The organism is Humitalea sp. 24SJ18S-53 (assembly GCF_050632385.1).
GTDB lineage: Bacteria > Pseudomonadota > Alphaproteobacteria > Acetobacterales > Acetobacteraceae > Humitalea.
In genome coordinates this window covers 2,332,617-2,352,691 of sequence record NZ_CP192599.1, presented here as the reverse complement: position 1 = coordinate 2,352,691, position 20,075 = coordinate 2,332,617, and the positions used below count along the sequence as shown (strand labels likewise).

The following is a 20,075-nucleotide window of genomic DNA, read 5'->3' as shown; positions in this document are numbered from 1 at the left end:
GGCGCCAGCCACGGACAGGGGAAAGGTTAGGCGCGCCGCCGGGACGACGACAACATATCTTTTTGGTATCGTATCGTACCCTGCCGACGCGGCCCTGCCCTATTCGATGCGGGCGCCCGAGGCGCGGATCACCGGCGCCAACTGCGCCTCATTGGCGCGGCGGAAGGCCACGAGGTCCTCCGGTGATTTCACCCAGGCGCTGGCGCCATTCTCGGCCAGGCGGGCGACGAAGTCGGGGCTTTCCAGCACGGCGCGGGTCAAGGCGGCCAGCCGCGCGACGACCGGCGCCGGCAACCCGGCCGGGCCGATCACACTGCCCCAGGAGGTGATGTCGAACCCCGGCAGGAACTCCGACATCGCCGGGATCTCCGGCGCATGGGGGCTGCGCGCCAGGCTGGTCACCGCCATCGCCCGCGCCTTGCCGTCGCGGGCGGTGGCCAGGCTCTGCGGGATATTGTCGAAGATCATATGGACGCGCCCGGCCATGACATCGATCTGCGCCGCGGCCCCGCCGCGATAGGGCACGTGCAGCATGTCCAGCCCGGCGCTTTGCTTGAACATCTCGCCCGACAGATGGACCGTCGTGCCGGAACCCGGGCTGGCAAAGGTATACTTGCCCGGATTGCCGCGGATCAGCGCGATCAGCTCCGGCATGGTGCGGGCCGGGATGTCATTGTTGATGATCAGCAGGTTCGGCAACTGCCAGAGCCCGGCGATATAGGTGAAGTCATTCTCGACATCGAAGGGGATATCGGCACGCAAGGTCGGTGAGATCGCCAGCGAGGAAACCGAGCCCAGGCCGATCACCGTGCCATCCGCCGGCGCGCGCGCGATCGCGAGCATGCCGATATTGCCGCCCGCACCGGGGCGGTTCTCCACGACGAAGGATTGCCCGGTCAGGGAAGCGAGCTTGGCGCAGTAAAGCCGGACCAGCGTATCGACGCCCCCGCCGGGGGCGAAGGGCGTGATGAAGCGGACGGGCTGCGCCGGCCAGACGGATTGCGCGAAGGAGACGGACGGCAGGGCCGTCGCGGCCACCAGGCTGCGTCGTGCGATGAACATGTTCCCCCCTTTACCGTCGGTCTGCAGCCGCGGCGCTTGGGAGAAATGCTAGCGGAGATCGGCGGCCGGGCGGAAGGCCCGACCGCCGACTGGTCAGGCCGCCTTCAACCGAAATTATAAGTTCAGAGTGTTGATATTTTCCTTCTCCTGCCTAGTATCGAATTCAATTTCGAATGGCTGATGAAGATGAACAACATAAATGCGCCAGCCTTCGTCGTACTGATCCTTGCCCCGTTGCTGCTGAACGGCTGCACAATGCTTGCCTCTTTGGACAAGGTGGAAGGGCCGGTGATTGTCTTGTCTCGCTACACCGACATATCTGACATTGAGACCGTACAACGCGTTCTTGGCGTCAACTTTCGGCTAGTCAGACGAGCCTATGCGCTGGGACCCCTAACGACGCGGAGACCCGGAACGCCCGACGAATGTAGGCCGGGGGCGGAGGTCACCTCTTTTCCATGGGCAAGGGAAATATACGAGGCGTCAGGCGCCGAAAGGGGAGTATGGAGCACGTTCACTCTGGAGTTTTCTTTCAGAGTAGATTGTAGGGCAGGTCTAACACGAGCAGTTTCTCTAACCGGAAGCGGACCGTTACAGATACCCTGCAGAATACTTGATGCATTGAGCGCTGAGTTCGATCGAGGGCAATACGGCCCTCCCCCAACAGGCGGAGGAGCGGGGACCTTCTATCGCCCGTTGCGAGGAGTAAGGCAGGGTGACAGCGCCCAACTCCGCTTATCGCCCGGTTGGTTCCGCCCCCCCGGATGCATCGACCGGATGTACGTCTCACAGGAGCGACCCGTTGCAAGTCTACCGGCCTTCGCCGCTGAGGGCCCGAACTCGTTGCCTTGACGCGGTACCCTGTCGCGCAACACGCCGCCCCGCGATCAGCCAAGCCTCATGTTCGTTGAAGCATGAATTTGTCACTGTGCTGTAGCGTGATGATCGCATCACGCTACAGCGCCTGGCCACCATGCCATCAGCGTGACTGAAAACTTGCCGACTTGGCCTCAGCCCGTGAAAGCCGCCCCGTCAGGCCGCCTTCAAAAGCGGATTCTCGGCCGCCGGCAAATCATGCAGATGGCAGGCCGCCACATGCCCCGCCGCGACACCATGCATCGCCGGCGCCCGCAACTCCGGCTCATCCACCCGGCAGCGGTCGAAGGCATAGGGGCAGCGCGTGTGGAAGCGGCAGCCCTTGGGCGGGTTGATCGGGCTGGGCACATCGCCGACCAGGATCTTCCGCGTCCGCGCCATGCCAGGGATCGGCACGGGCACGGCCGACAGCAGCGCCTCCGTATAGGGGTGCATGGGCTTGGAGAAGAGGCTGCGCTTGTCCGCGACCTCCACGATCTTGCCCAAATACATGACCGCGACACGGTGCGTCATGTGTTCCACGATCGCCAAATCATGGCTGATGAACAGCATCGCCAGGCCGAGTTCCTTCTGCAGATCCTGCAGCAGGTTCACGATCTGCGCCTTCACCGACACGTCCAGCGCCGACACCGCCTCGTCGCAGACGATCAAATCGGGTTCGGCTGCCAAGGCCCGGGCGATGCCGATGCGCTGGCGCTGCCCGCCGCTGAATTCATGCGGCCAGCGCCCGATCGCATCCCGCGGCAGGCGCACCGTGTCCATCAACCGCGCCAGGCGGTCATCCAGGTCGACCGCGTCCTTGGCCAGGCCGAAATTGCGGATCGGCTCGGCCAGGATGTCGCGCACCCGCATGCGGGGGTTCAGGCTGCTGAACGGGTCCTGGAACACCACCTGCATCCGCCGCCTGAGCGGACGGAACGTGCTGGGCGACATCGTGTCCACGCGCTGCCCATCCAGCACCACCTGCCCATCGGTGATCCCGAACAATTGCAGCACGGCACGGCCGACGGTGGATTTGCCGCAGCCGGATTCACCCACCAGCGACAGCGTCTCCCCCTTCTCGATCGAGAAGGACACGCCATCCACGGCATAGACATAGCCCGTGGTATTGCCCAGCAAGCCGCCCCGGATCGGGAAGTGCTTCTTGAGGTCATTGACCTCCAGCAGGGGCGTGCTCATGCCGCCACCGCTTCGACTTCGGCGTAATGGCAGGCCGCGACGTGGTTCGGCGCCTTCATTTCCAACGCGGGTGCCACGATCTCGCAAACCTCCGTCGCCTTGAAGCAGCGGCCGGCGAAGACGCAGCCCGGGATCTTTTTCTTCAGGCTCGGCACCAGCCCGGGGATTTCCGCCAGGCGCGTGGTCTCGCCCGACAGCGACGACCCCAGTTTCGGCATCGCCCCCAGCAACCCCTGCGTATAGGGGTGGCGCGGATTGGCGAAGAGGTCGGCGACACGCGCTTCCTCCACCTTGCGGCCGGCGTACATCACGACGACCCGCTCCGCGACCTCGGCCACCACGCCAAGGTCATGGGTGATCAGCACGATCGCCGCCCCCACCCGATGCTTCAGGTTGCGCATCAGGTCCAGGATCTGCGCCTGGATGGTGACATCCAGCGCCGTCGTGGGTTCGTCCGCGATCAACAGTTTTGGGTTGCAGGCCAGGGCGATGGCGATCATCACCCGCTGGCGCATGCCGCCCGACAATTGGTGTGGGTAGTCCTTCACGCGGGTTTCCGGGGACGGGATGCCGACCAGGGTCAGCATCTCGACCGCCTTCTTTTCCGCGGCATCCGACGACAGCCCCTGGTGCAGGCGCAGGGTCTCGCCGATCTGGCGCCCCACGGTCAGCACCGGGTTCAGGCTGGTCATCGGTTCCTGAAAGATCATGCTGATCTCATTGCCCCGGATCTTCCGCATCTCGCGGTCGCTCAAGGTCAACAGGTCACGCCCCAGGAACTTGATCTTGCCGGCGATCTTCCCCGGCGGTTCGGGGATCAGCCGCAGGATCGACATGGCGGTCACGGATTTCCCGCAGCCGCTTTCGCCGACGATGGCCAGGGTTTCCCCGGCATGGACGTGGAAGGACACCCCGTCGACGGCGCGGTTCACGCCATCGGGGGTACGGAAATGGGTCTGCAACTGCTCAACGCTGAGCAATGCGCCTTCAGAAGTGCTCACAGACGCTTCGCCATCCGCGGGTCAAGCGCATCGCGCAGCCCGTCGCCCAAGAGGTTCACGGCCAAAACGGTGACCGACAGGAAGATCGCCGGGAAGAAGACGATATAGGGTTTGACCTGCCACAGCGCCCGGCCCTCGGCCATGATGTTGCCCCAGGAGGGAATGGTCGGCGGCGTGCCGGCGCCGATGAAGGACAGGATCGCCTCTGTGATCATCGCCGCGGCACAGATGTAGGTCGCCTGCACCGTCAGCGGGGCCAGCGTATTCGGCAGGATGTGACGGATGATGATGCGCGGTGTGCGCGTGCCGGATGCGATGGCGGCCTCCACATAGGGTTGTTCGCGCAAGGAGAGCACCACGCCGCGCACCAGCCGCGACACGCGCGGGATCTCGGCGATGGTGATGGCGATGATGACGTTCTGGACGGACCCACGGGTCAGCGCCATCAGCGCGATGGCCAGCAGGATCGGCGGGATCGACATCATGCCGTCCATCACGCGCATCACCACGGCATCGATGCCGCGGATGAAGCCCGAGATCAGCCCGATGAACAACCCGGCGGCCGAGGCCAGCAAGGCCACCGAAAACCCCACCAGCAGCGACACGCGCGCGCCATAGAGCACACGCGAATACACGTCGCGCCCCAGCATGTCCGTGCCGAACCACCAGCGCGCCCCCGGTTCGCGGGTCCGCAGCGCCGGCGCCAGCGCCGTCGGATCGCGGGTCCACAACAACGGCGCGAAGACCGCGATGCAGAGCATGATGATCAGCAGCGCCCCACCGACCGCGATGGTCGGGTTGCGCCGGCAGAAACCGATCAGCCCCCTGCGTGGCGACACCGCCGGCAGGATATCCGGCATCGGTTCGGCGGCACGGACCGTCTGGGCGTTGATCGCGCCACGGTCGGCAATAAAGGCGCTCAATACCTGATCCTCGGGTCGAACAATGTGTAGGCGAGGTCGATCACCAGATTCACCAGCACGTAGATGAAGGAGAACAACAGCACGACGCCCTGAATCACAGGGTAGTCACGCCGCAGGATGGCATCCACCGTCAGCCGCCCCAGCCCCGGAATGGCGAAGACGCTTTCGGTCACGACGGCGCCGCCGATCAGCAGCGCGATGCCGATGCCGATGACGGTCACGATCGGCACAGCCGCGTTCTTCAGCGCATGCAGGAACAGGATATTCGCCTGCCCTGCCCCCTTGGCGCGCGCGGTGCGGATATAGTCCTGGCTCAAGACCTCCAGCATCGTCGCCCGGGTGATGCGCGCGATCAGCGCGATATAGACACCCCCCAGCGCGATCGCCGGCAGCACCAGGTTTTCCATCCAGGGCCCGATCCCCCGCGCGATCGGCGTATAGCCCTGCACCGGCAACCAATCGAGTTCCAGCGCGAAGACATAGGCCAGCAGGTAGCCGACGACGAAGACCGGCACCGAGAACCCCAGCACGGCAAACCCCATCACCAGCCGGTCGATGAAGGTGCCCTGCTTCCAGGCCGCCACCACCCCCATCGGCACCGCGATGGACACCGCCAGGATCAAGGTCACGACCATCAGCGACAAGGTCGGCTCGATCCGCTGCTTGATCATGTGGGCGACGGGCAGGTTGGTGAAGATCGACGTCCCGAGGTCACCCCGCAGGATGTCCCACAACCAGACGCCGAAGCGCACCAGGTAGGGCCGGTCGAGCCCCAGCGACGCCCGGATGCGTTCGACATCCTGCGGTGTCGCCTGGTCACCGGCGATGATGGCCGCGGGGTCCCCCGGCGCGATGTAGAGAAGTGAGAAGACGAACAACGCCACCACCGCCATGACGGGGATGGTGGCGAGCACGCGCCGGAGGACATAGGCCCACATGGATCTTATCTAGCCTATCAGGTCTTGCTGACGCCCCAGAAGAAAGGCAGCGGCCCCTTCTGGATGCCCGAGACATTGCGACGCCACGATGTGTACGACAGGAAGAAGCCGGTCGGCGCATAGACCACGTCGGTCATGGCGGCGGTGTTGATCTTCTCCATAGCGGCTTTTTCGGCAGCCGCATCCGGGGCGCCGTACCATTCGGTGATCGCCGCCTCGGTCGGGGCGGAGGTCGGCCAGCCGAACCAGGCATTGTCGCCGTTGCCGCGCAGCGCGTTGTACCCGGCCGGGTTCACGCAATCCGCACCGGCATGCCAGGTGTGGAACATGCTCCAGCCACCCTGCCCCGGCGGGTTCTTCAGCGCGCGGCGCTGACCCGTGGTGCCCCAGTCGGTCGCGACGAAATCGACGTTCATGCCCATCCGCTTCAGCAGGTCGGCCGTGACATCGCCCATCGACTTGGTGATGGACTGGTCCTGCGCGACGATGCAGGTCACCGGCTGGTTCGCGTAGCCGGCTTCGGCCAGCAGGCGCTTGGCCGCATCCATGTTGCGCGGCCCCTTCAGGATGTCGCCACCGACCTCCGTGTAGGACGACGTGCCGGGGGTGAAGTAGGACGGCAGCGCCTTCCACAGGTTGGTGTCGTCACCCACCAGGGCGCGCATGTAGTCTTCCTGGCTCAACGCCATCATCACCGCGCGACGGATGCGCACGTCGTTGAACGGCGCATGCAGGTGGTTCATGCGGAACGAACCGATGTTGCCCAGCGGATCGGCGATATCGACCAGCAGGTTGCGGTTGCGCCGCAGCACCGGCACCAGGTCGGGAATGGGGTTTTCCCACCAGTCGACCTCGCCATTCTGCAACGCGGCCGAAGCGGTCGCCGGATCGGGCATCACGATCCATTCGACGCGATCGACCAGGATGTTCTTGCCGCCGGCGAGCCAGGAACTTGGCTCCTGCCGAGGCACATAGCCATCGAATTTCTGGAACACCGCCTTGGCGCCCGGCACCCATTCGTCGCGCAGGAAGCGCATCGGGCCGGAACCCACGTATTCGGTGATCTGCGAAAACGCGTTGGTCGCCGCGATCCGCTCCGGCATGATGAAGGGCATCGGCGTGCTGTTCTTGCCGAGCGCGAAACGCATCTTCGGATACGGCGTCTTCAACGACCAGCGAATCGTGCGGTCATCCACCGCGACGAGCTCATTCTGGATCGCCGCGATCATCTGCCCCATCGGGTCGCGCGGCGCCCAGCGGGTCAGCGAGGCCACGACGTCCTTGGCCAGCACGGGCGTATTGTCGTGGAACTTCAGCCCCGGGCGCAGGCGGAATTCCCAGACGAGGCCATCGGCCGAAACCTGGTCGGCCTCGACCATCTGCATCTTCGGTTCAAGCTTGTCATCGACGCCATACAGCGTGTCCCAGACCGCCGCCGCCGCGTTGCGCACGACGTATTGCGTGCCCCAGATCGGATCGAAGTTCGCAAGGTTCGCCTGCGGCACGAAGCGCAGGGTGCGGGCCGCGTTCTGGCTGAAGGCCGGCGCGGACATCCCGCCCGACGCCGCCACGGCACCGGCGGCAACGCCCGTCTTCAGGAATGACCTGCGATCCATCGACTTCTTTCCTTCTTTAAGACGCCCCGTGTTTGGGCAGCCTGCCTGAACTTTATGCTACGCGCCAGACGCATGACAGCATCCCGGATGCCTGTCATGGCGCCACTTCAGCAACAATGCACGTTACGTGCCGCGTTCAGGCCTTGCCGATGTTCCAGAAGGCCGTGACCGGTGAGCGGAACACCCCCGTCACGTTCCGCCGCCAAGCCGATGGCTGCCAGTAGAAGCCCAAGGGCACATAGGCCATGACCTCCATCGCGCGCCGGTTCAGCGCCTCGGCGATGCGGCGGCTTTGGGCGGGGTCCGCGCTATCCACCCATTCCGCGCGCAGCCGCTCGATCTCCGCATCCTCCGGCCAGCCGAACCAGGCATTGGGGCCGTTGGTGCGCAGGAACAAATGGAACACCGGCATCGCCAGCGATTGGCCGGAGGAGGTGGTGTGGATCACGCTCCAGCCACCACGTTCCACCGGTTCCTTGCTGGCACGGCGCTGGATCAAGGTGCCCCAGTCGGCCGAGATCAGTTCGACATTCATCCCCATCCGCGTCAGCAGATCGGCGGTGACCAGCGACAGCGCGTTGATCTGCGGATAGTCGCCCGGCGCGATCAGCACGACCTTCTCGTTGTTGTAGCCGGCGGCCCGCAACGCCGCGCGCGCACGGTCGATGCTGCGGGTCTTCAGGATCTCGCTGCCGACCTCATTGGCCATCGGCGTGCCGCAGGTGAAGACGCCCTCGCATACACCCCAGCCGGCGGTATCGTCGCCGGCCACGGCCGTCAGGTAGTCGCGCTGGTCCACCGCCATCGCGACAGCGCGGCGGATCGCGGGGTTGTTGAACGGCGGATGCAGCGTGTTGAAGCGGCAGACGCCATAGGTGCCGTCCAGCAACCGCTGTTCCACCACCAGGTCGCGCGACCGGCGCATCATCGGCACCAGGTCGTGCAGCGGGTATTCCCAGTAATCCTGCTCGCCCTGCACCATCGCATTGCCCGCGGTGGCGCTGTCGGAGATCACCGTCCATTCGACCCGGTCGATCTTTGGCGCACGCCCGCCGGCCAGCCCATCCACCGCCCCGTTGCGGGGCACATAGCCATCATGCTTCGCCCAGACCGCCTTCTGGCCCGGGTTCCATTCCCCGGCGATGAAGCGGAACGGACCGGACCCCACGGTGTCGCGGATCTGCTGGAAGGCATCGGTCTGCGCGATGCGCTCCGGCATGATGAAGCAGGGAAACTGCGTCTGCCCCAGCGCCTGCACCAGCAAGGGCACCGGCTTGTGCAGCCGGAAGCGGAAACGCCGGTCGTCCAGCGCCTCGACCTCGGCGATATTCGGCGCCAGCACCTGCATGAACGGGTCGCGCCGCGCCCAACGCTTGATCGACGCAACCGCATCCTGCGCGCGCACGGGCACGTTGTCGTGGAACAACAGCCCCGGGCGCAGCGTAAAAGTCCAGGCCAGGCCATCGGGTTCGGTGACCCAGCCCTCCCCCATCTGCGGCTGGATATTGCCCGCGGCATCCTGCGCGCAAAGCTGGTCGTAGATCATGAAGGCGTGGTTGCGGGTGACCACCGCCGTCGTCCAGACCGGATCCAGGCTGGTCAAGTTCGCCTGCGGGATCACACGAAGCGTCCGCGCGACGCTGCCTTGCGACAGCGCCGGCGAAGCCATGGCAAGCCCCGCCAGCGCGGGGATTTGGCGACGACCGATCATGTGCGGCGAATCCCCCAAAAGAGCGCCATTCCGCTGACGCGGTCGACAAGGTTGCTGCGATGCGCGGTCAGCGAGGTATAGGCCCCGACCGGGATATACGGCAGTTCATCCATCGCGACCGTCTGGATTTCCCGCGCGATCGCCTTCTGCGCGTCAAGATCGGGCGCCACGAACCAGGCGTCGCGCAATTCCTCCAGCCGCGGCATCGTCGGCCAGCCCGGCCAGGACGCAAGCCCATTGCCACGCAGCGGGAAATGCGCCGACAGGTCGACGAAGTCGAAGGAGGAGAAGGAGGTGAACAACATGCTCCATCCCCCCGCCGACACCGGCTCACGCGACGTGCGCCGTTGCACGACCGTGCCCCAGTCGGAGAAGGACGCATCGACATTCATGCCGACGCGCTTCATCAGATCCGCACCGACCTGCGACATCGCCGATGGCGCCAGGATATCCGTCGGCCCGATCAGCCGCATCGGCGCGTCGGTGTAGCCCGCCTCACGCAAAAGCGCCTTGGCGCGATCCACGCTGCGCGGCCCCAACAGTGGTGCCAGCCCCGCATCATTGGCCAGCGGCGTGCCCGGCGTGAACATGCCGACGCCGGTCTTGTAGACGCTGGGATCGGGGCCGACGATCGCGCTCATGAAATCGGCCTGGTCGATCGCCGGCAGCAGCGCCTGTCGCACGCGCTTGTCGTTGAACGGCGCATGCAGATGGTTGAAGCGCATGATGCCAATCAGCGGCAGCGGGTCGATCGCATCGATGCGGACATTGCGGTTGCGCCGCAGCAGGGTTTGAATCTCCGGCGGCGGCTGCTCGTACCAATCCACCTCACCCGTCTGGAGGGCCGCCGATGCCGTCGCGGCATCGACGATGATGTGCCACTCGACCCGGTCGAAATGCGCGACCTTCGGCCCCGCCGTCAGGCTGGGCGTTCCGGTCGACACCGGCACATAGGCGTCATTGCGGGCATAGACGACCTTGCTGCCCGAATTGAACTCGCCGGGGACGAAGCGGAACGGGCCGCTGCCCACGACCTCGCGCACCTGCTGGAACGGATCGGTCCGCGCCAGCCGCTCGGGCATGATGAAGGCCGGGCTGTTCGACACCTGCGCCAGCGACGACAGCAGCAGCGGAAACGGCCGCTTCAGCGTGAAGCGCAGCCGCTTGTCGTCCAGCGCCTCCAGCGCATCGACGAAGGTTTCCAGTTTCTGGCCGGAGGGGCTGCGCTTCATCCAGCGTGCGAGGCTGGTGGTGCAGTCGATGGCGCGCACCGGTTCGCCATCGTGGAACCGCAACCCGTCGCGCAGGGTGATGGTGACCGACAGCCCGCCATTCTCGACCACCGCGCCCGCCGCCATCTGCGGCTGCGGCTGGAACTGGGAATCCATCCCATAGAGCGTGTCGAACACCATGTAGCCATGGTTTCGGGTGATGTTCGCCGTGGTCCAGATCGGGTCCAGGCTGGTCAGGTTCGCCTGCGGCACCATCTTCAGCACGCGGCTGCCGACCGGCTGGGCGATGGCAAAGCCCGGCGCGGCAGTCGCCGCAGCGGCCGCCTTGAAAACATCTCTGCGCTTCATGATCGCTCCCAGGAACACGTCCCGGGGAGCAGATCAGGTGCGGCCCGCCGCCGCAAGCCGCCTCATGCGCCCCGCTGCACGTTCCAGAACAGCGGCAGCCCCTTCAGCACGCCGGTGATGCCGCGCCGATAGGCGGTTGCCTGGAAATATTGCCCAAGCGGAAGGTAAGGCACGTCCGCAAAAGCCTGGGTCTGCACCTGGCGGGCGACGGCCTGCTGGGCCGCCAGATCCGGCGCCTCCAGCCACAGCCCGCGCAGCCGCTCCAATTCCGGCGCCGTCGGCCAGCCGAACCAGGCCTGGCGGCCGGTGCCGCGCAGCGACTGGTGGACCGCCGGGTTGAACATGTCGACGCCGGCGAAGAAGGTGAAGAACACGCTCCAGCCGCCGCGCGAGGCAGGTTCCTGGCTCGCCCGCCGCTGCACCACCGTGCCCCAGTCGGTCGAGACGAATTCCACATTCATCCCCGCCTTGGTGAACATGTCGTTGCCGACCTGCGCCAGCGCCGACAGCGACGGGAAATCCGATGCCGCGATCAGCGTGATCCGCTCACCATTGTACCCGGCGGCCGCCAGGTCCCGCTTCACCTTGTCCATGTCGCGCGGTGACGTCAGCGCCTCCATCCCCGCATCCGATGCCATCGGCGTCCCGGGCGGGAAATAGCCGACGCCGTCGCGGAACAGGCTGCGATCGGTGCCGATCACGGCGGTCATGAAATCGGACTGGTTCACCGCCCCCAGCAGCGCCCGGCGCACCTCCGGCTTGTCGAAGGGCGGATGCAACTGGTTGAAGCGGCACAGCGCCATCAGCCCGGTCGGGTCGGGGATCTCCATGACCACATTGCGGTTGCGCCGCAGCACGGGCTGCAGATCGGCGGTGGGCTGTTCCCACCAATCCATCTCGCCATTCTGCAACGCATTGGCCGCGGTCGCCGCATCCGGGATCACATGCCATTCGACGCGGTCGAAGAAGGTGCGCTTGGGGCCGGATGTCCAGGCCGCCGTGCCCTCGGGCCGCGGCACGTAGCGGGCGAAGCGTTCATAGACCACGCGGCTGCCCGGCACGCGTTCGCTGGCGACGAAGCGGAACGGGCCGCTGCCCATCACCTCGCGCAGCGGGGTCGCGGCATCGGTGCTGGCCAGGCGCTCGGGCATGATGAAGCAGACCGGCGTGGAGGGCTTGGCCAGCGCGTCGAACAACAGCGGGAAGGGCCGCTTCAGCCGGATCGTGATGGTGCGGTCATCTGTCGCCACCATCTCGTCCGTCAGGGTCAGCAGCACCTGCCCCAAGCCGTCGCGCGCGGCCCAGCGACGGATCGAGGCGACGCAGTCGCGCGCCCGCACGGGTTCGCCATCGTGGAACAGCAAGCCCTCGCGCAGCTTGATGGTGACGCGCTTGCCCTCATCCTCGACCGTATGGCCCTCGGCCATCTGCGGCTGCGGCATGTAGTCGGCGTCGATGCCGTAGAGCGTGTCATAGACCATGTAGGCGTGGTGCCGCGTGACATAGGCGGTGGTCACGATGGGGTCGAGCACGGCCAGGTCCGACTGGGGGATGAACTTCAGCACCCGTGCCGGTTGTGTCTGCGCGGCCGCCACGCGCGGCAGGCTGGCGGCTGCCGCCACCGCGGCGGTGCCGGTGACAAGGCTGCGACGGTGCATGACGTTTCTCCGGTGAATTACGGACGCATCCTGCCCATGGCCAGCCGGCTGGCAAGGCGTGAAACACGTTTCATTGGGTGACAGCGAAACGGGGTGTTGCCCCGCCCTGCCCCTTTCTCCTCAGCCGGTGAAGCGGAACGATCCTTCGCTGGCGGCCGGCGCCGGGGGCTGGGCTTCCTTGACCTTCGCCTCGATCTGCTTGAGCAGCGCGATCAGCCCATTCGCCAGCACCGGCAATTGCCCCAGCGGGACGATCAATTGCCCGACCGGCTGCGGTTTCCCATCCCCGCCCGCCTGGCCGAGCGTGATCCGCGCCACCCCATGCATCACCTGCGCGTCGATCACCCCGTCGGTAAACAGCATCGGCAGAACCGGATTCATCATACTGGGCGCCTTACTGTTCACGGAACGCGCGGTGGAAGCTGTCGAGCACCGGCTGGATCATGTAGCGCAGGAACGAACGCTCGCCCGTCTGGATCTGCGCCTCGACCGGCATGCCCGGCACCAGCGTGACACCGGGCAGGCCGGCCAACTGGCTCGGGTCGATGCTGACCAGCACCCGATAGTGGAAGGCCCTGCTGCGTTCGTCAAAGGTCGCGTCGGGCGCCACATGGGTCACGTGGCCATGCAGGAAGGGCACCAGCCGCTGCTTGAAGCCAGGCAGCCGCACCTCCGCCTGCAGCCCGGGATAGACCACGTCGATATCGGTCGGCTGCAACTGCACCTCCGCCACCAGGCGGTCGCGCGCCGGCACCAGCTCCATCAGCGGCTCACCGGCACGGACCACGGCGCCGATGTTGAACACCTTCAGCCCGATGATCGTGCCCGCCTCGGGCGCCAGGATGTCGCGCCGGGTCGAGACATCCTGCGCCATGCGCAGCCGTTCCTCGGCCTCGTTCAGCCGGGTGCGCACGTCGCGCAATTCGGTCGCAGTTTCCTGCAACCGCTGGTCCTCGATCTGGCGTGCCTGGTTGCGCGCCTCCTCGATGGCGCCGGCGGCGCGCTCGATATCGGCCTGGCCCGCGGAGATGCGCTGTTCCTGTTCGGTCGCGCTGCGCTGCAATTGCAGCAGGCGCGGCCGCTGGATCAGCCCCTGGCCCACCAGGGGCGCGATATCACGTTCCTCCTGGCGGAAGGACCGCAACTGGGTTTCCGCCGACAGCACCTGGCTGGCGGCGCCGGCGCGCACCGAATTCTGCTGCGCCGCGCGCGATTCCAGCACCTGCAACTGGCTGAGCAGAGACGCCCGCCGTGCCTCGAACAGCGCGCGCTGGCCGGCCACGGCCTCCATCGCGCGGACATCGGTGCTGGCGGACAACTCGTCCGGGAAGGCGATGGCGTTGACGCCGGCCAGTTCCGCCCGCGCCCGCGCATCCTGCGCCAGCAGCGACCAGCGGCTGGCGCGCATGGTTTCCAGGTTGGCGGCCGATTGCGCGTCATCCAGCCGGACCAGCACCTGGCCCTCCGTCACCCGGTCGCCGTCATGCACCAGTATCTCGCGCACGATGCCGCCTTCCAGGTGCTGGATGGTGCGGCGGCTGAATTCGCTGCGGATGGAGCCCGCGGCGATCGCGGCCTCGGCCAGCGGCGCCATCACCGACCAGGCGGCGAAGCCACCGAAGAACAGCACCACCACGGCCAGGCCGAACAGGCTGGCCCCGCGCGTGCGCGGCCCCGGCGTGTCGAGCACGATATCCGGCGGCAGCGGGCGGGACAGCGCGGGCAGCCGGGCGGCGCGCTGGGCGACGATCTCGGCGGTGCTCATGCCACGCCCTCCTGCTTGGGGGCGGGCGGCGGCAGGCGGCCCGTGGAGGGCACGGCGGCGATCGCCGCCGCCGCCGGGCGCGGCGCGCCCATCAACTGCTTCAACACATCGGCCCTTGGCCCAAACATCTCGACCGCGCCATCCTTCATCAGCAACACGCGGTCCACACCCTGCACCAGGGTCGGGCGGTGGCTGACCAGCACGACCGTGGTGCCCTGGTCCTTCAGCTTCTCCAACGCGCCCACCAGCCGCGCCTCGGCGTCACCGTCCAGGTTGCTGTTGGGCTCGTCCAGCACGACGAACTTGGGCGATCCGAACAAGGCGCGCGCCAGGCCGATCAACTGGCGCTGGCCGCCGGACAGATGCTGCCCGCCCTCCCCGATCTCGGTGTCGTAGCCATCGGGCAGGCGCAGGATCATCTCATGGCAGCCGGCCAGCATGGCGGCGGCGAAGACGGGCTCGGGCTCGGATTCCGCCATGCGGGCGATGTTGCGGAACACCGTGCCGTCGAACAATTCCACGTCCTGCGGCAGGTAGCCGATGTGGCGGCCGAAATCCTCACGCATCCAGGTATGCACATCGGCGCCATCCAGGCGCACGGCGCCGCTGGTCGGCGCGGTCACGCCGATCAGCAGCCGGATCAGCGTGGTCTTGCCCGCCGCCGACGGCCCGATGATGGCCAGCGACTGCCCAGGCTCCAACGCGAAGGCGACGCCCTTGACGATCGGCATGGCCATGCCCGGCAGCCCGAAGGTCACCCGTTCGACGCTCAGCGCGCCCTTCGGTTCCGGCAGCGGCATCCCCGGCGGGCGCAGCCGCGGCATCGCCATGAAGCCGGACAGCCGGCGATAGGATTGGCGGGCCGACACCAGCCCCTTCCAGCCGCCGATCAACTGCTCCACCGGGGCCAGCGCCCGGCCCATGATGATCGACCCCGCGATCGAGGCGCCGGAGGTCAATTCCTGCATCAGCACCAGATAGGCCCCGACCCCCAGGATGCCGATCTGCACCGCGAGCCGGATGAACTTCGTCGTCGCCGTCATCATCGCGCCGCGATCGGCCGCCAGGGTCTGCGGCGGCACCGCCTCGGCCACCGCCTCGCGCCAACGGCGCATCACGGCCGGGCCCATGCCCATGCTGTCGATGACCTCGGCATTGCGGCCGATCGCATCGGCGCGGCGCTGGCTGGCGATGCCGGCCGTATTCGCCTGCCGCAACAGGTGGGAGGTGACCATCTCGTTCACCATGGTCAGCGCGAACAACAGCGCCGCACCGGCCAGCGCGATCCAGCCCATCACCGGATGCAGCAGGAAGATCACCGCCAGGTAGACCGGCACCCAGGGCACGTCATACAGCGCCAGCGCCCCCGGCGACCCAAGCCAGCCGCGGCAGATCGCAAGGTCGCGCAGCGCCTCCATCCGGTAGGGCCGGCCGCGCAACTGCGCCTCGATCGCGCGGGAAAAGCTTTCGGGGGCCACGCGCTGTTCGATCCAGGCGGCGACCCGCTGCATGATCAGCGACCGCACGGCCTCCAGCAGCGCCAGCACCAGGATCGCCAGGATCGCGATCAGCGTCAGGAAGTACAGCGTATCCATGCTGCGGGTCGCCAGCACGCGGTCGAACACCTGCATCATGTAGAGGCTGACGGTTAGCTGCAGCAGGTTCACGATGCCGCTGAACAGCCCCACCGAGAACAATTGCCGGCGACAGGACGCCACGGCCCGCGACAGTGGCGTATCCGTGACCGGCGCGGATCCGCGCGGCGGCATCGCCATCAGTCGGCCCGAACCAGGCGGGTTGCGGTCGTGGCAGGCTTGCTCGGCGAGAAAATCATATGGGGCGTTTTGTCCATTTGCATGTCCGGCGGCGGGCCAGGACGACGGCCGCTCTATATCGCAGCGCAAATGTCGCTGAAAGCACAATGGCAGCTTTGCATGACAGTCGAGTCATCGACTGCATACAACGGTTGTTACCAAGGTTTTTGCCCTTTCCGGGCATCCTGACCGGTTGGGCGGGGGTTTTCACCTGGGCCGAGCCGGCCGCCACGCGCGGCATCTTGCCACATGGGGCACCGTCGCGGGCCAGGGTGGACATGCCCTCACCTGACCGCCGAATGCTGCGTCAAGGCGGCCGGCGCCGCCCCCCCTGCCCTGGACACGCGCCGCCAGACCAGCGGCATGGCCTCTCGATCAAGGGACCGGGTTCGGCCCGTCTTTCGGCGTGGCGGGGGGGCGGATTTTTCCATAACCACCAACAGGCATGGCCCGGCACGCCGCGACGCGCGGCGCCAAGGATGTCATATCGACCGATATGACGGAACCGTCATGCGACACGGACAGTCTCGCAGCCCTGATTTCTCGTGACTGGCCATGCAGCTTCTCGAATTAGGAAGGACGACCTTCGCCCCCCCGCGTCGGTACCGCCAGATACGCCAGGCGCTTCAATTCCCGCCGCCCGCGCGTGACCGTGCCCAGGATCAACCCGCAGACCATGAACAGGCTGGCCACGATCCACATCCCGATCACTGCGATCAAGGTCGGCACCCGCGGCACCAGGCCGGTGTTCAGGTAGGTCGCCAGGACCGGCAGGAACAGCGCCAGGCTGAGCACCGCCAATACCCCTGCCCCGGCGCCGAAAAACGCCATCGGCCGTTCCCGCTTCACCAGCCCCAGGATGGTCCGCAGGATCCGCCAGCCGTCGCGGAAGGTCGACAGCTTCGACACCGACCCCGGCGGACGCTCGCGATAGGCGCCGGGGACCTCGCCCACCGGCATGCGCAGTTCCAGCGCATGGACGGTGAATTCCGTCTCCGTCTCGAACCCCTCGGCCAGCGCCGGGAAGGATTTCACGAAGCGGCGCGAGAAGGCCCGATACCCCGACAGCATGTCGGAAATCCGGTCGCCGAACACCGCCCGCACCATCCCGGTCAGCACCAGGTTGCCCAGCACATGCCCGGGTCGATACGCCGCGCCCTGTTTCTCCACGGCGGTGATGCGCACGCCGGTCACCATGTCCAGCCGCTCCTCGACCATACGGCGCACCATCTCCGGCGCGCGCGTCGCGTCGTAGGTGTCGTCGCCATCCACCAGCACGTAGGCATCGGCCTCGATATCCGCGAACATGCGGCGGATGACATTGCCCTTGCCCTGCAAGGTCTCGCTGCGCACCACCGCGCCGGCGGCGCGGGCCGCGGCCATCGTGCCATCGGTGCTGTTGTTGTCGTAGACGTAGATCACCGCATCCGGCAGCGCGGCGCGAAAGGCCGCGACCACCAGCGGGATCGCCACTTCTTCGTTATAGCAAGGCACCAGCACGGCGACGCGGGGCGGGGATTGGGAATCCGACATGGCGGGGGTCATCGTCCTTTGGGATGGCGGCATCATGGCGGGCCGGATCTAGGCTTGAGGGGGGCGGAACACCACGGCGCGGGACAGCACGAAATTGCACCCCATGCCGGCGATCGCCCCCCCGGCCACGCCCAGCACCGGATGCAGCGCCGCCAGCGGCCACCAGGCGACCATCGCGGCATAGGTGCCGTAGTTCAAAACGAAACCGCCCAGGTTCACCAGCACGAACAGCGCCCATTGCCGCCCGGCCTTCGCCCCCGCGGCGCGCCCCGCAAAGGTCCAGGCCCGGTTCACCGCCCAGGTGAAGCTCGCGGCCGCCAGGTACGACAGCACCCGCCCGCCATACAGCCCCGCCCCCAGCGCCAGCGCCCCATAGAGCACCGCCGTATCGACCAGGAAGCCCAAGGCCCCCACGACGCCGAAGCGAAACGCCTCGATCAGCATGGGCGCATGGCGCGGCGACAGGCGGGTGATCAGGGTGGCAACGGGCATGGTGCGGGGGCCATCGCACGCTACGGCCGGCCAGGGAAGCCAGGGGGTGAAGCCAGGGGGTGAAGCCAGGAACCCACGGCCACCCGCCATCAAGCCGCTTTTCACCGCGCCGCGGCGCGCCCTAGTCTGCCGTTCCGCCTGAGGAGACCCCTATGACCATGCTGCGACGCGACCTGATGCTCGGGGCCGCCATGCTCGGCGCGCCGGCCATTCTTTCCGCCCCCGCCTTGGGGCAGGCCGCCAATGCGCGGGTGATCAAGTTCGTCCCCCAGGCCAATCTGTCGACGATCGATCCGTTCTGGACCACCGCCTACATCGCCCGCAACCACGCCTACATGGTCTACGAGCAACTCTACGGCGTGGACGACGACTACAACGTCCATCCGCAGGCGGTGGCCGGGCATGTGGTCGAGAATGACGGCCTGCGCTGGGTCTTCACCCTGCGCTCCGGCATGAAGTTCACCGATGGCGAACCCGTCCGCGCCGCCGATGCGGTCGCCAGCATCGCCCGCTGGGCCAAGCGCGACGCCTTTGGCCAGCGGCTGGAAAGCCAGACCGAATCCATGTCGGCGCTGGACGACCTGCGCTTCGAGATCCGGCTGAAAAAACCCTTCCCGATGATGCTGGACGCCTTCGCCAAGGTGACCACGCCCTGCCTGTTCATCATGCCCGAGCGTGTCGCCCGTACCGATCCCTTCACCCAGATCACCGACGCGACCGGCAGCGGCCCCTATCGCTTCGTGCGCGAGGAATGGGTGCCCGGGGTCAAGGCCATCTGGGTCCGCAACCCCAATTACACGCCCAACCCCAATGCCGGCCCCGCCCGCAACACCGCGGGCATAAAGGTCGCGCATTTCGAACGGGTCGAATGGCACATAATCCCCGATGCCGCGACCGCCGCCGCCGCCATCCAATCGGGCGAGATGGACTGGTGGGAACAGCCGACGGCCGACCTCTTCCCCGCGCTCGCCCGCAACCGCAACGTGATGGTGGAGGTCGCGGACCCCATGGGGCTGATCGGCACCTTCCGCCCCAACCATACCACCGCCCCCTTCAACAACCCGGCGGTGCGCCGCGCCGTGCTGACCGCGGTGAACCAGGCCGACATGATGACGGCCGTCATCGGCACCGACCCAGCGCTGATCCGTGAGGGCGTGGGATTCTTCGCACCCCGCAGCCCGCTTGCCTCCGACATCGGGCTGGACCGGTTGCAGAAGAACATCGCCGCCGCCCGCACCGAATTGCAGGCGGCCGGCGCCATGGGGTCGAAACTGACCCTGCTGGCGGCGACGGACCTGGCCTCGATCAACGCCTGTTCGCTGGTCGGCGGCGATCTGTTCCGCCGCATGGGTTTTGACGTCGAATACGTCGCGACCGACTGGGGCACCGTGGTGCAGCGCCGCGCGTCGCGGGAACCGATCGATCGAGGCGGCTGGTCGGGCTTCTTCACCTTCTGGTCCGGCATCGACCACTGGACCCCGGCCGGCCACAACGCCATCCGCGGCAATGGCAACCAGGCTTGGTTCGGCTGGCCTGACATCCCCGCCATCGAAACCGCCCGCGATGCCTGGTTCGACGCCCCCAACCTGGCGACCCAACAGGCCGCGACGCGGGAGATGCAGCGCGTCGCCTTCGACCAGGTGCCCTATGTGCCGACCGGGCAGTATTTCCAGCCGACGGCCTATCGCCGCAGCATGACGGGGGTGCTGAAAGGCCCGCCGGTGTTCTGGAACATCCGCCAGGTGTGAGGGGCGGCTCCCTGGGGAGGGCTTCGCCCTCCTCAGCCCCCACCCACCAGGAGCCCGGGGCCCCTGGACCCGCCGGGGTTTTTGGCAGGATGAAGCGAGGGGCTTCCTGCCGGGCAGGCCACGGCATTCTGGATCCCGCTCTCCCCGGGCGTGCGCATTTCGGTCTTCGGCCACCCGCA

The 20,075-nt window shown here is 67.0% G+C and carries 15 protein-coding genes; 1 reads left to right on the top strand and 14 read right to left on the bottom strand.

Annotated elements, in window-relative coordinates; all coding sequences use genetic code 11:
* Positions 1 to 99 precede the first annotated feature (99 nt).
* The 14 genes from ACQW02_RS11405 to ACQW02_RS11340 form a co-directional block, all read right to left on the bottom strand.
* Positions 100 to 1,062 carry a Bug family tripartite tricarboxylate transporter substrate binding protein gene (locus ACQW02_RS11405; RefSeq protein WP_431285363.1) on the bottom strand — a complete coding sequence of 321 codons (963 nt, stop codon included), beginning with the start codon at positions 1,060 to 1,062 and terminating at the stop codon, positions 100 to 102.
* A gap of 1,032 nt (positions 1,063 to 2,094) precedes the next feature.
* The gene (locus ACQW02_RS11400) at positions 2,095 to 3,117 is read right to left on the bottom strand and encodes an ABC transporter ATP-binding protein (RefSeq protein WP_431285362.1); all 1,023 of its coding nucleotides are present in this window, start codon (positions 3,115 to 3,117) and stop codon (positions 2,095 to 2,097) included.
* Positions 3,114 to 4,118: an ABC transporter ATP-binding protein gene (locus tag ACQW02_RS11395; RefSeq protein ID WP_431285361.1), complete on the bottom strand. Its 1,005-nt coding sequence runs from the start codon at positions 4,116 to 4,118 to the stop codon at positions 3,114 to 3,116. Before ACQW02_RS11395 ends, ACQW02_RS11400 begins: the two co-directional genes overlap by 4 nt.
* On the bottom strand, positions 4,115 to 5,041 hold the full coding sequence (locus ACQW02_RS11390; RefSeq protein WP_431285360.1) for an ABC transporter permease: 927 nt from the start codon (positions 5,039 to 5,041) through the stop codon (positions 4,115 to 4,117). The genes ACQW02_RS11395 and ACQW02_RS11390 overlap by 4 nt, the downstream gene beginning before the upstream one ends.
* Entirely contained in the window at positions 5,038 to 5,979 is a 942-nt protein-coding gene (locus ACQW02_RS11385) for an ABC transporter permease (RefSeq protein ID WP_431285359.1), read from the bottom strand. The genes ACQW02_RS11390 and ACQW02_RS11385 overlap by 4 nt, the downstream gene beginning before the upstream one ends.
* 17 nt (positions 5,980 to 5,996) lie before the next feature.
* Positions 5,997 to 7,595, bottom strand: a complete 1,599-nt coding sequence (locus ACQW02_RS11380) for an ABC transporter substrate-binding protein (RefSeq protein WP_431285358.1) — start codon at positions 7,593 to 7,595, stop codon at positions 5,997 to 5,999.
* Between the two features lie 136 nt (positions 7,596 to 7,731).
* Complete coding sequence (locus ACQW02_RS11375; RefSeq protein ID WP_431285357.1) at positions 7,732 to 9,306, bottom strand: ABC transporter substrate-binding protein; 1,575 nt, start codon at positions 9,304 to 9,306, stop codon at positions 7,732 to 7,734.
* A complete protein-coding gene (locus ACQW02_RS11370) occupies positions 9,303 to 10,886 on the bottom strand; it encodes an ABC transporter substrate-binding protein (protein WP_431285356.1) in 1,584 nt (527 codons plus the stop codon). The genes ACQW02_RS11375 and ACQW02_RS11370 overlap by 4 nt, the downstream gene beginning before the upstream one ends.
* Before the next feature lie 62 nt (positions 10,887 to 10,948).
* Positions 10,949 to 12,544, bottom strand: a complete 1,596-nt coding sequence (locus tag ACQW02_RS11365; protein ID WP_431285355.1) for an ABC transporter substrate-binding protein — start codon at positions 12,542 to 12,544, stop codon at positions 10,949 to 10,951.
* 120 nt (positions 12,545 to 12,664) lie between these two features.
* Positions 12,665 to 12,928 carry a hypothetical protein gene (locus tag ACQW02_RS11360; protein ID WP_431285354.1) on the bottom strand — a complete coding sequence of 88 codons (264 nt, stop codon included), beginning with the start codon at positions 12,926 to 12,928 and terminating at the stop codon, positions 12,665 to 12,667.
* Positions 12,929 to 12,938: 10 nt separating this feature from the next.
* Positions 12,939 to 14,309: an HlyD family type I secretion periplasmic adaptor subunit gene (locus ACQW02_RS11355; protein WP_431285038.1), complete on the bottom strand. Its 1,371-nt coding sequence runs from the start codon at positions 14,307 to 14,309 to the stop codon at positions 12,939 to 12,941.
* Positions 14,306 to 16,084 (bottom strand): type I secretion system permease/ATPase, encoded by a 1,779-nt coding sequence (locus ACQW02_RS11350; RefSeq protein WP_431285353.1) that lies wholly within the window; start codon positions 16,082 to 16,084, stop codon positions 14,306 to 14,308. The genes ACQW02_RS11355 and ACQW02_RS11350 overlap by 4 nt, the downstream gene beginning before the upstream one ends.
* A gap of 609 nt (positions 16,085 to 16,693) precedes the next feature.
* The gene (locus ACQW02_RS11345; RefSeq protein WP_431285352.1) at positions 16,694 to 17,656 is read right to left on the bottom strand and encodes a glycosyltransferase; all 963 of its coding nucleotides are present in this window, start codon (positions 17,654 to 17,656) and stop codon (positions 16,694 to 16,696) included.
* Positions 17,657 to 17,704: 48 nt separating this feature from the next.
* The gene (locus ACQW02_RS11340; RefSeq protein WP_431285351.1) at positions 17,705 to 18,148 is read right to left on the bottom strand and encodes a GtrA family protein; all 444 of its coding nucleotides are present in this window, start codon (positions 18,146 to 18,148) and stop codon (positions 17,705 to 17,707) included.
* 158 nt (positions 18,149 to 18,306) lie between these two features.
* Between ACQW02_RS11340 and ACQW02_RS11335 the strand changes: the two genes are divergently transcribed.
* Complete coding sequence (locus ACQW02_RS11335; protein ID WP_431285896.1) at positions 18,307 to 19,896, top strand: ABC transporter substrate-binding protein; 1,590 nt, start codon at positions 18,307 to 18,309, stop codon at positions 19,894 to 19,896.
* Positions 19,897 to 20,075 lie beyond the last annotated feature (179 nt).

Coding starts and splice junctions, on each gene's coding strand:
- ACQW02_RS11405 (WP_431285363.1), bottom strand. CDS start 1,062: ATGTTCATCGCACGACGCAGCCTGGTGGCCGCGACGGCCCTGCCGTCC.
- ACQW02_RS11345 (WP_431285352.1), bottom strand. CDS start 17,656: ATGTCGGATTCCCAATCCCCGCCCCGCGTCGCCGTGCTGGTGCCTTGC.
- ACQW02_RS11380 (WP_431285358.1), bottom strand. CDS start 7,595: ATGGATCGCAGGTCATTCCTGAAGACGGGCGTTGCCGCCGGTGCCGTG.
- ACQW02_RS11350 (WP_431285353.1), bottom strand. CDS start 16,084: ATGGCGATGCCGCCGCGCGGATCCGCGCCGGTCACGGATACGCCACTG.
- ACQW02_RS11355 (WP_431285038.1), bottom strand. CDS start 14,309: ATGAGCACCGCCGAGATCGTCGCCCAGCGCGCCGCCCGGCTGCCCGCG.
- ACQW02_RS11360 (WP_431285354.1), bottom strand. CDS start 12,928: ATGATGAATCCGGTTCTGCCGATGCTGTTTACCGACGGGGTGATCGAC.
- ACQW02_RS11365 (WP_431285355.1), bottom strand. CDS start 12,544: ATGCACCGTCGCAGCCTTGTCACCGGCACCGCCGCGGTGGCGGCAGCC.
- ACQW02_RS11335 (WP_431285896.1), top strand. CDS start 18,307: ATGCTGCGACGCGACCTGATGCTCGGGGCCGCCATGCTCGGCGCGCCG.
- ACQW02_RS11385 (WP_431285359.1), bottom strand. CDS start 5,979: ATGTGGGCCTATGTCCTCCGGCGCGTGCTCGCCACCATCCCCGTCATG.
- ACQW02_RS11370 (WP_431285356.1), bottom strand. CDS start 10,886: ATGAAGCGCAGAGATGTTTTCAAGGCGGCCGCTGCGGCGACTGCCGCG.
- ACQW02_RS11400 (WP_431285362.1), bottom strand. CDS start 3,117: ATGAGCACGCCCCTGCTGGAGGTCAATGACCTCAAGAAGCACTTCCCG.
- ACQW02_RS11340 (WP_431285351.1), bottom strand. CDS start 18,148: ATGCCCGTTGCCACCCTGATCACCCGCCTGTCGCCGCGCCATGCGCCC.
- ACQW02_RS11375 (WP_431285357.1), bottom strand. CDS start 9,306: ATGATCGGTCGTCGCCAAATCCCCGCGCTGGCGGGGCTTGCCATGGCT.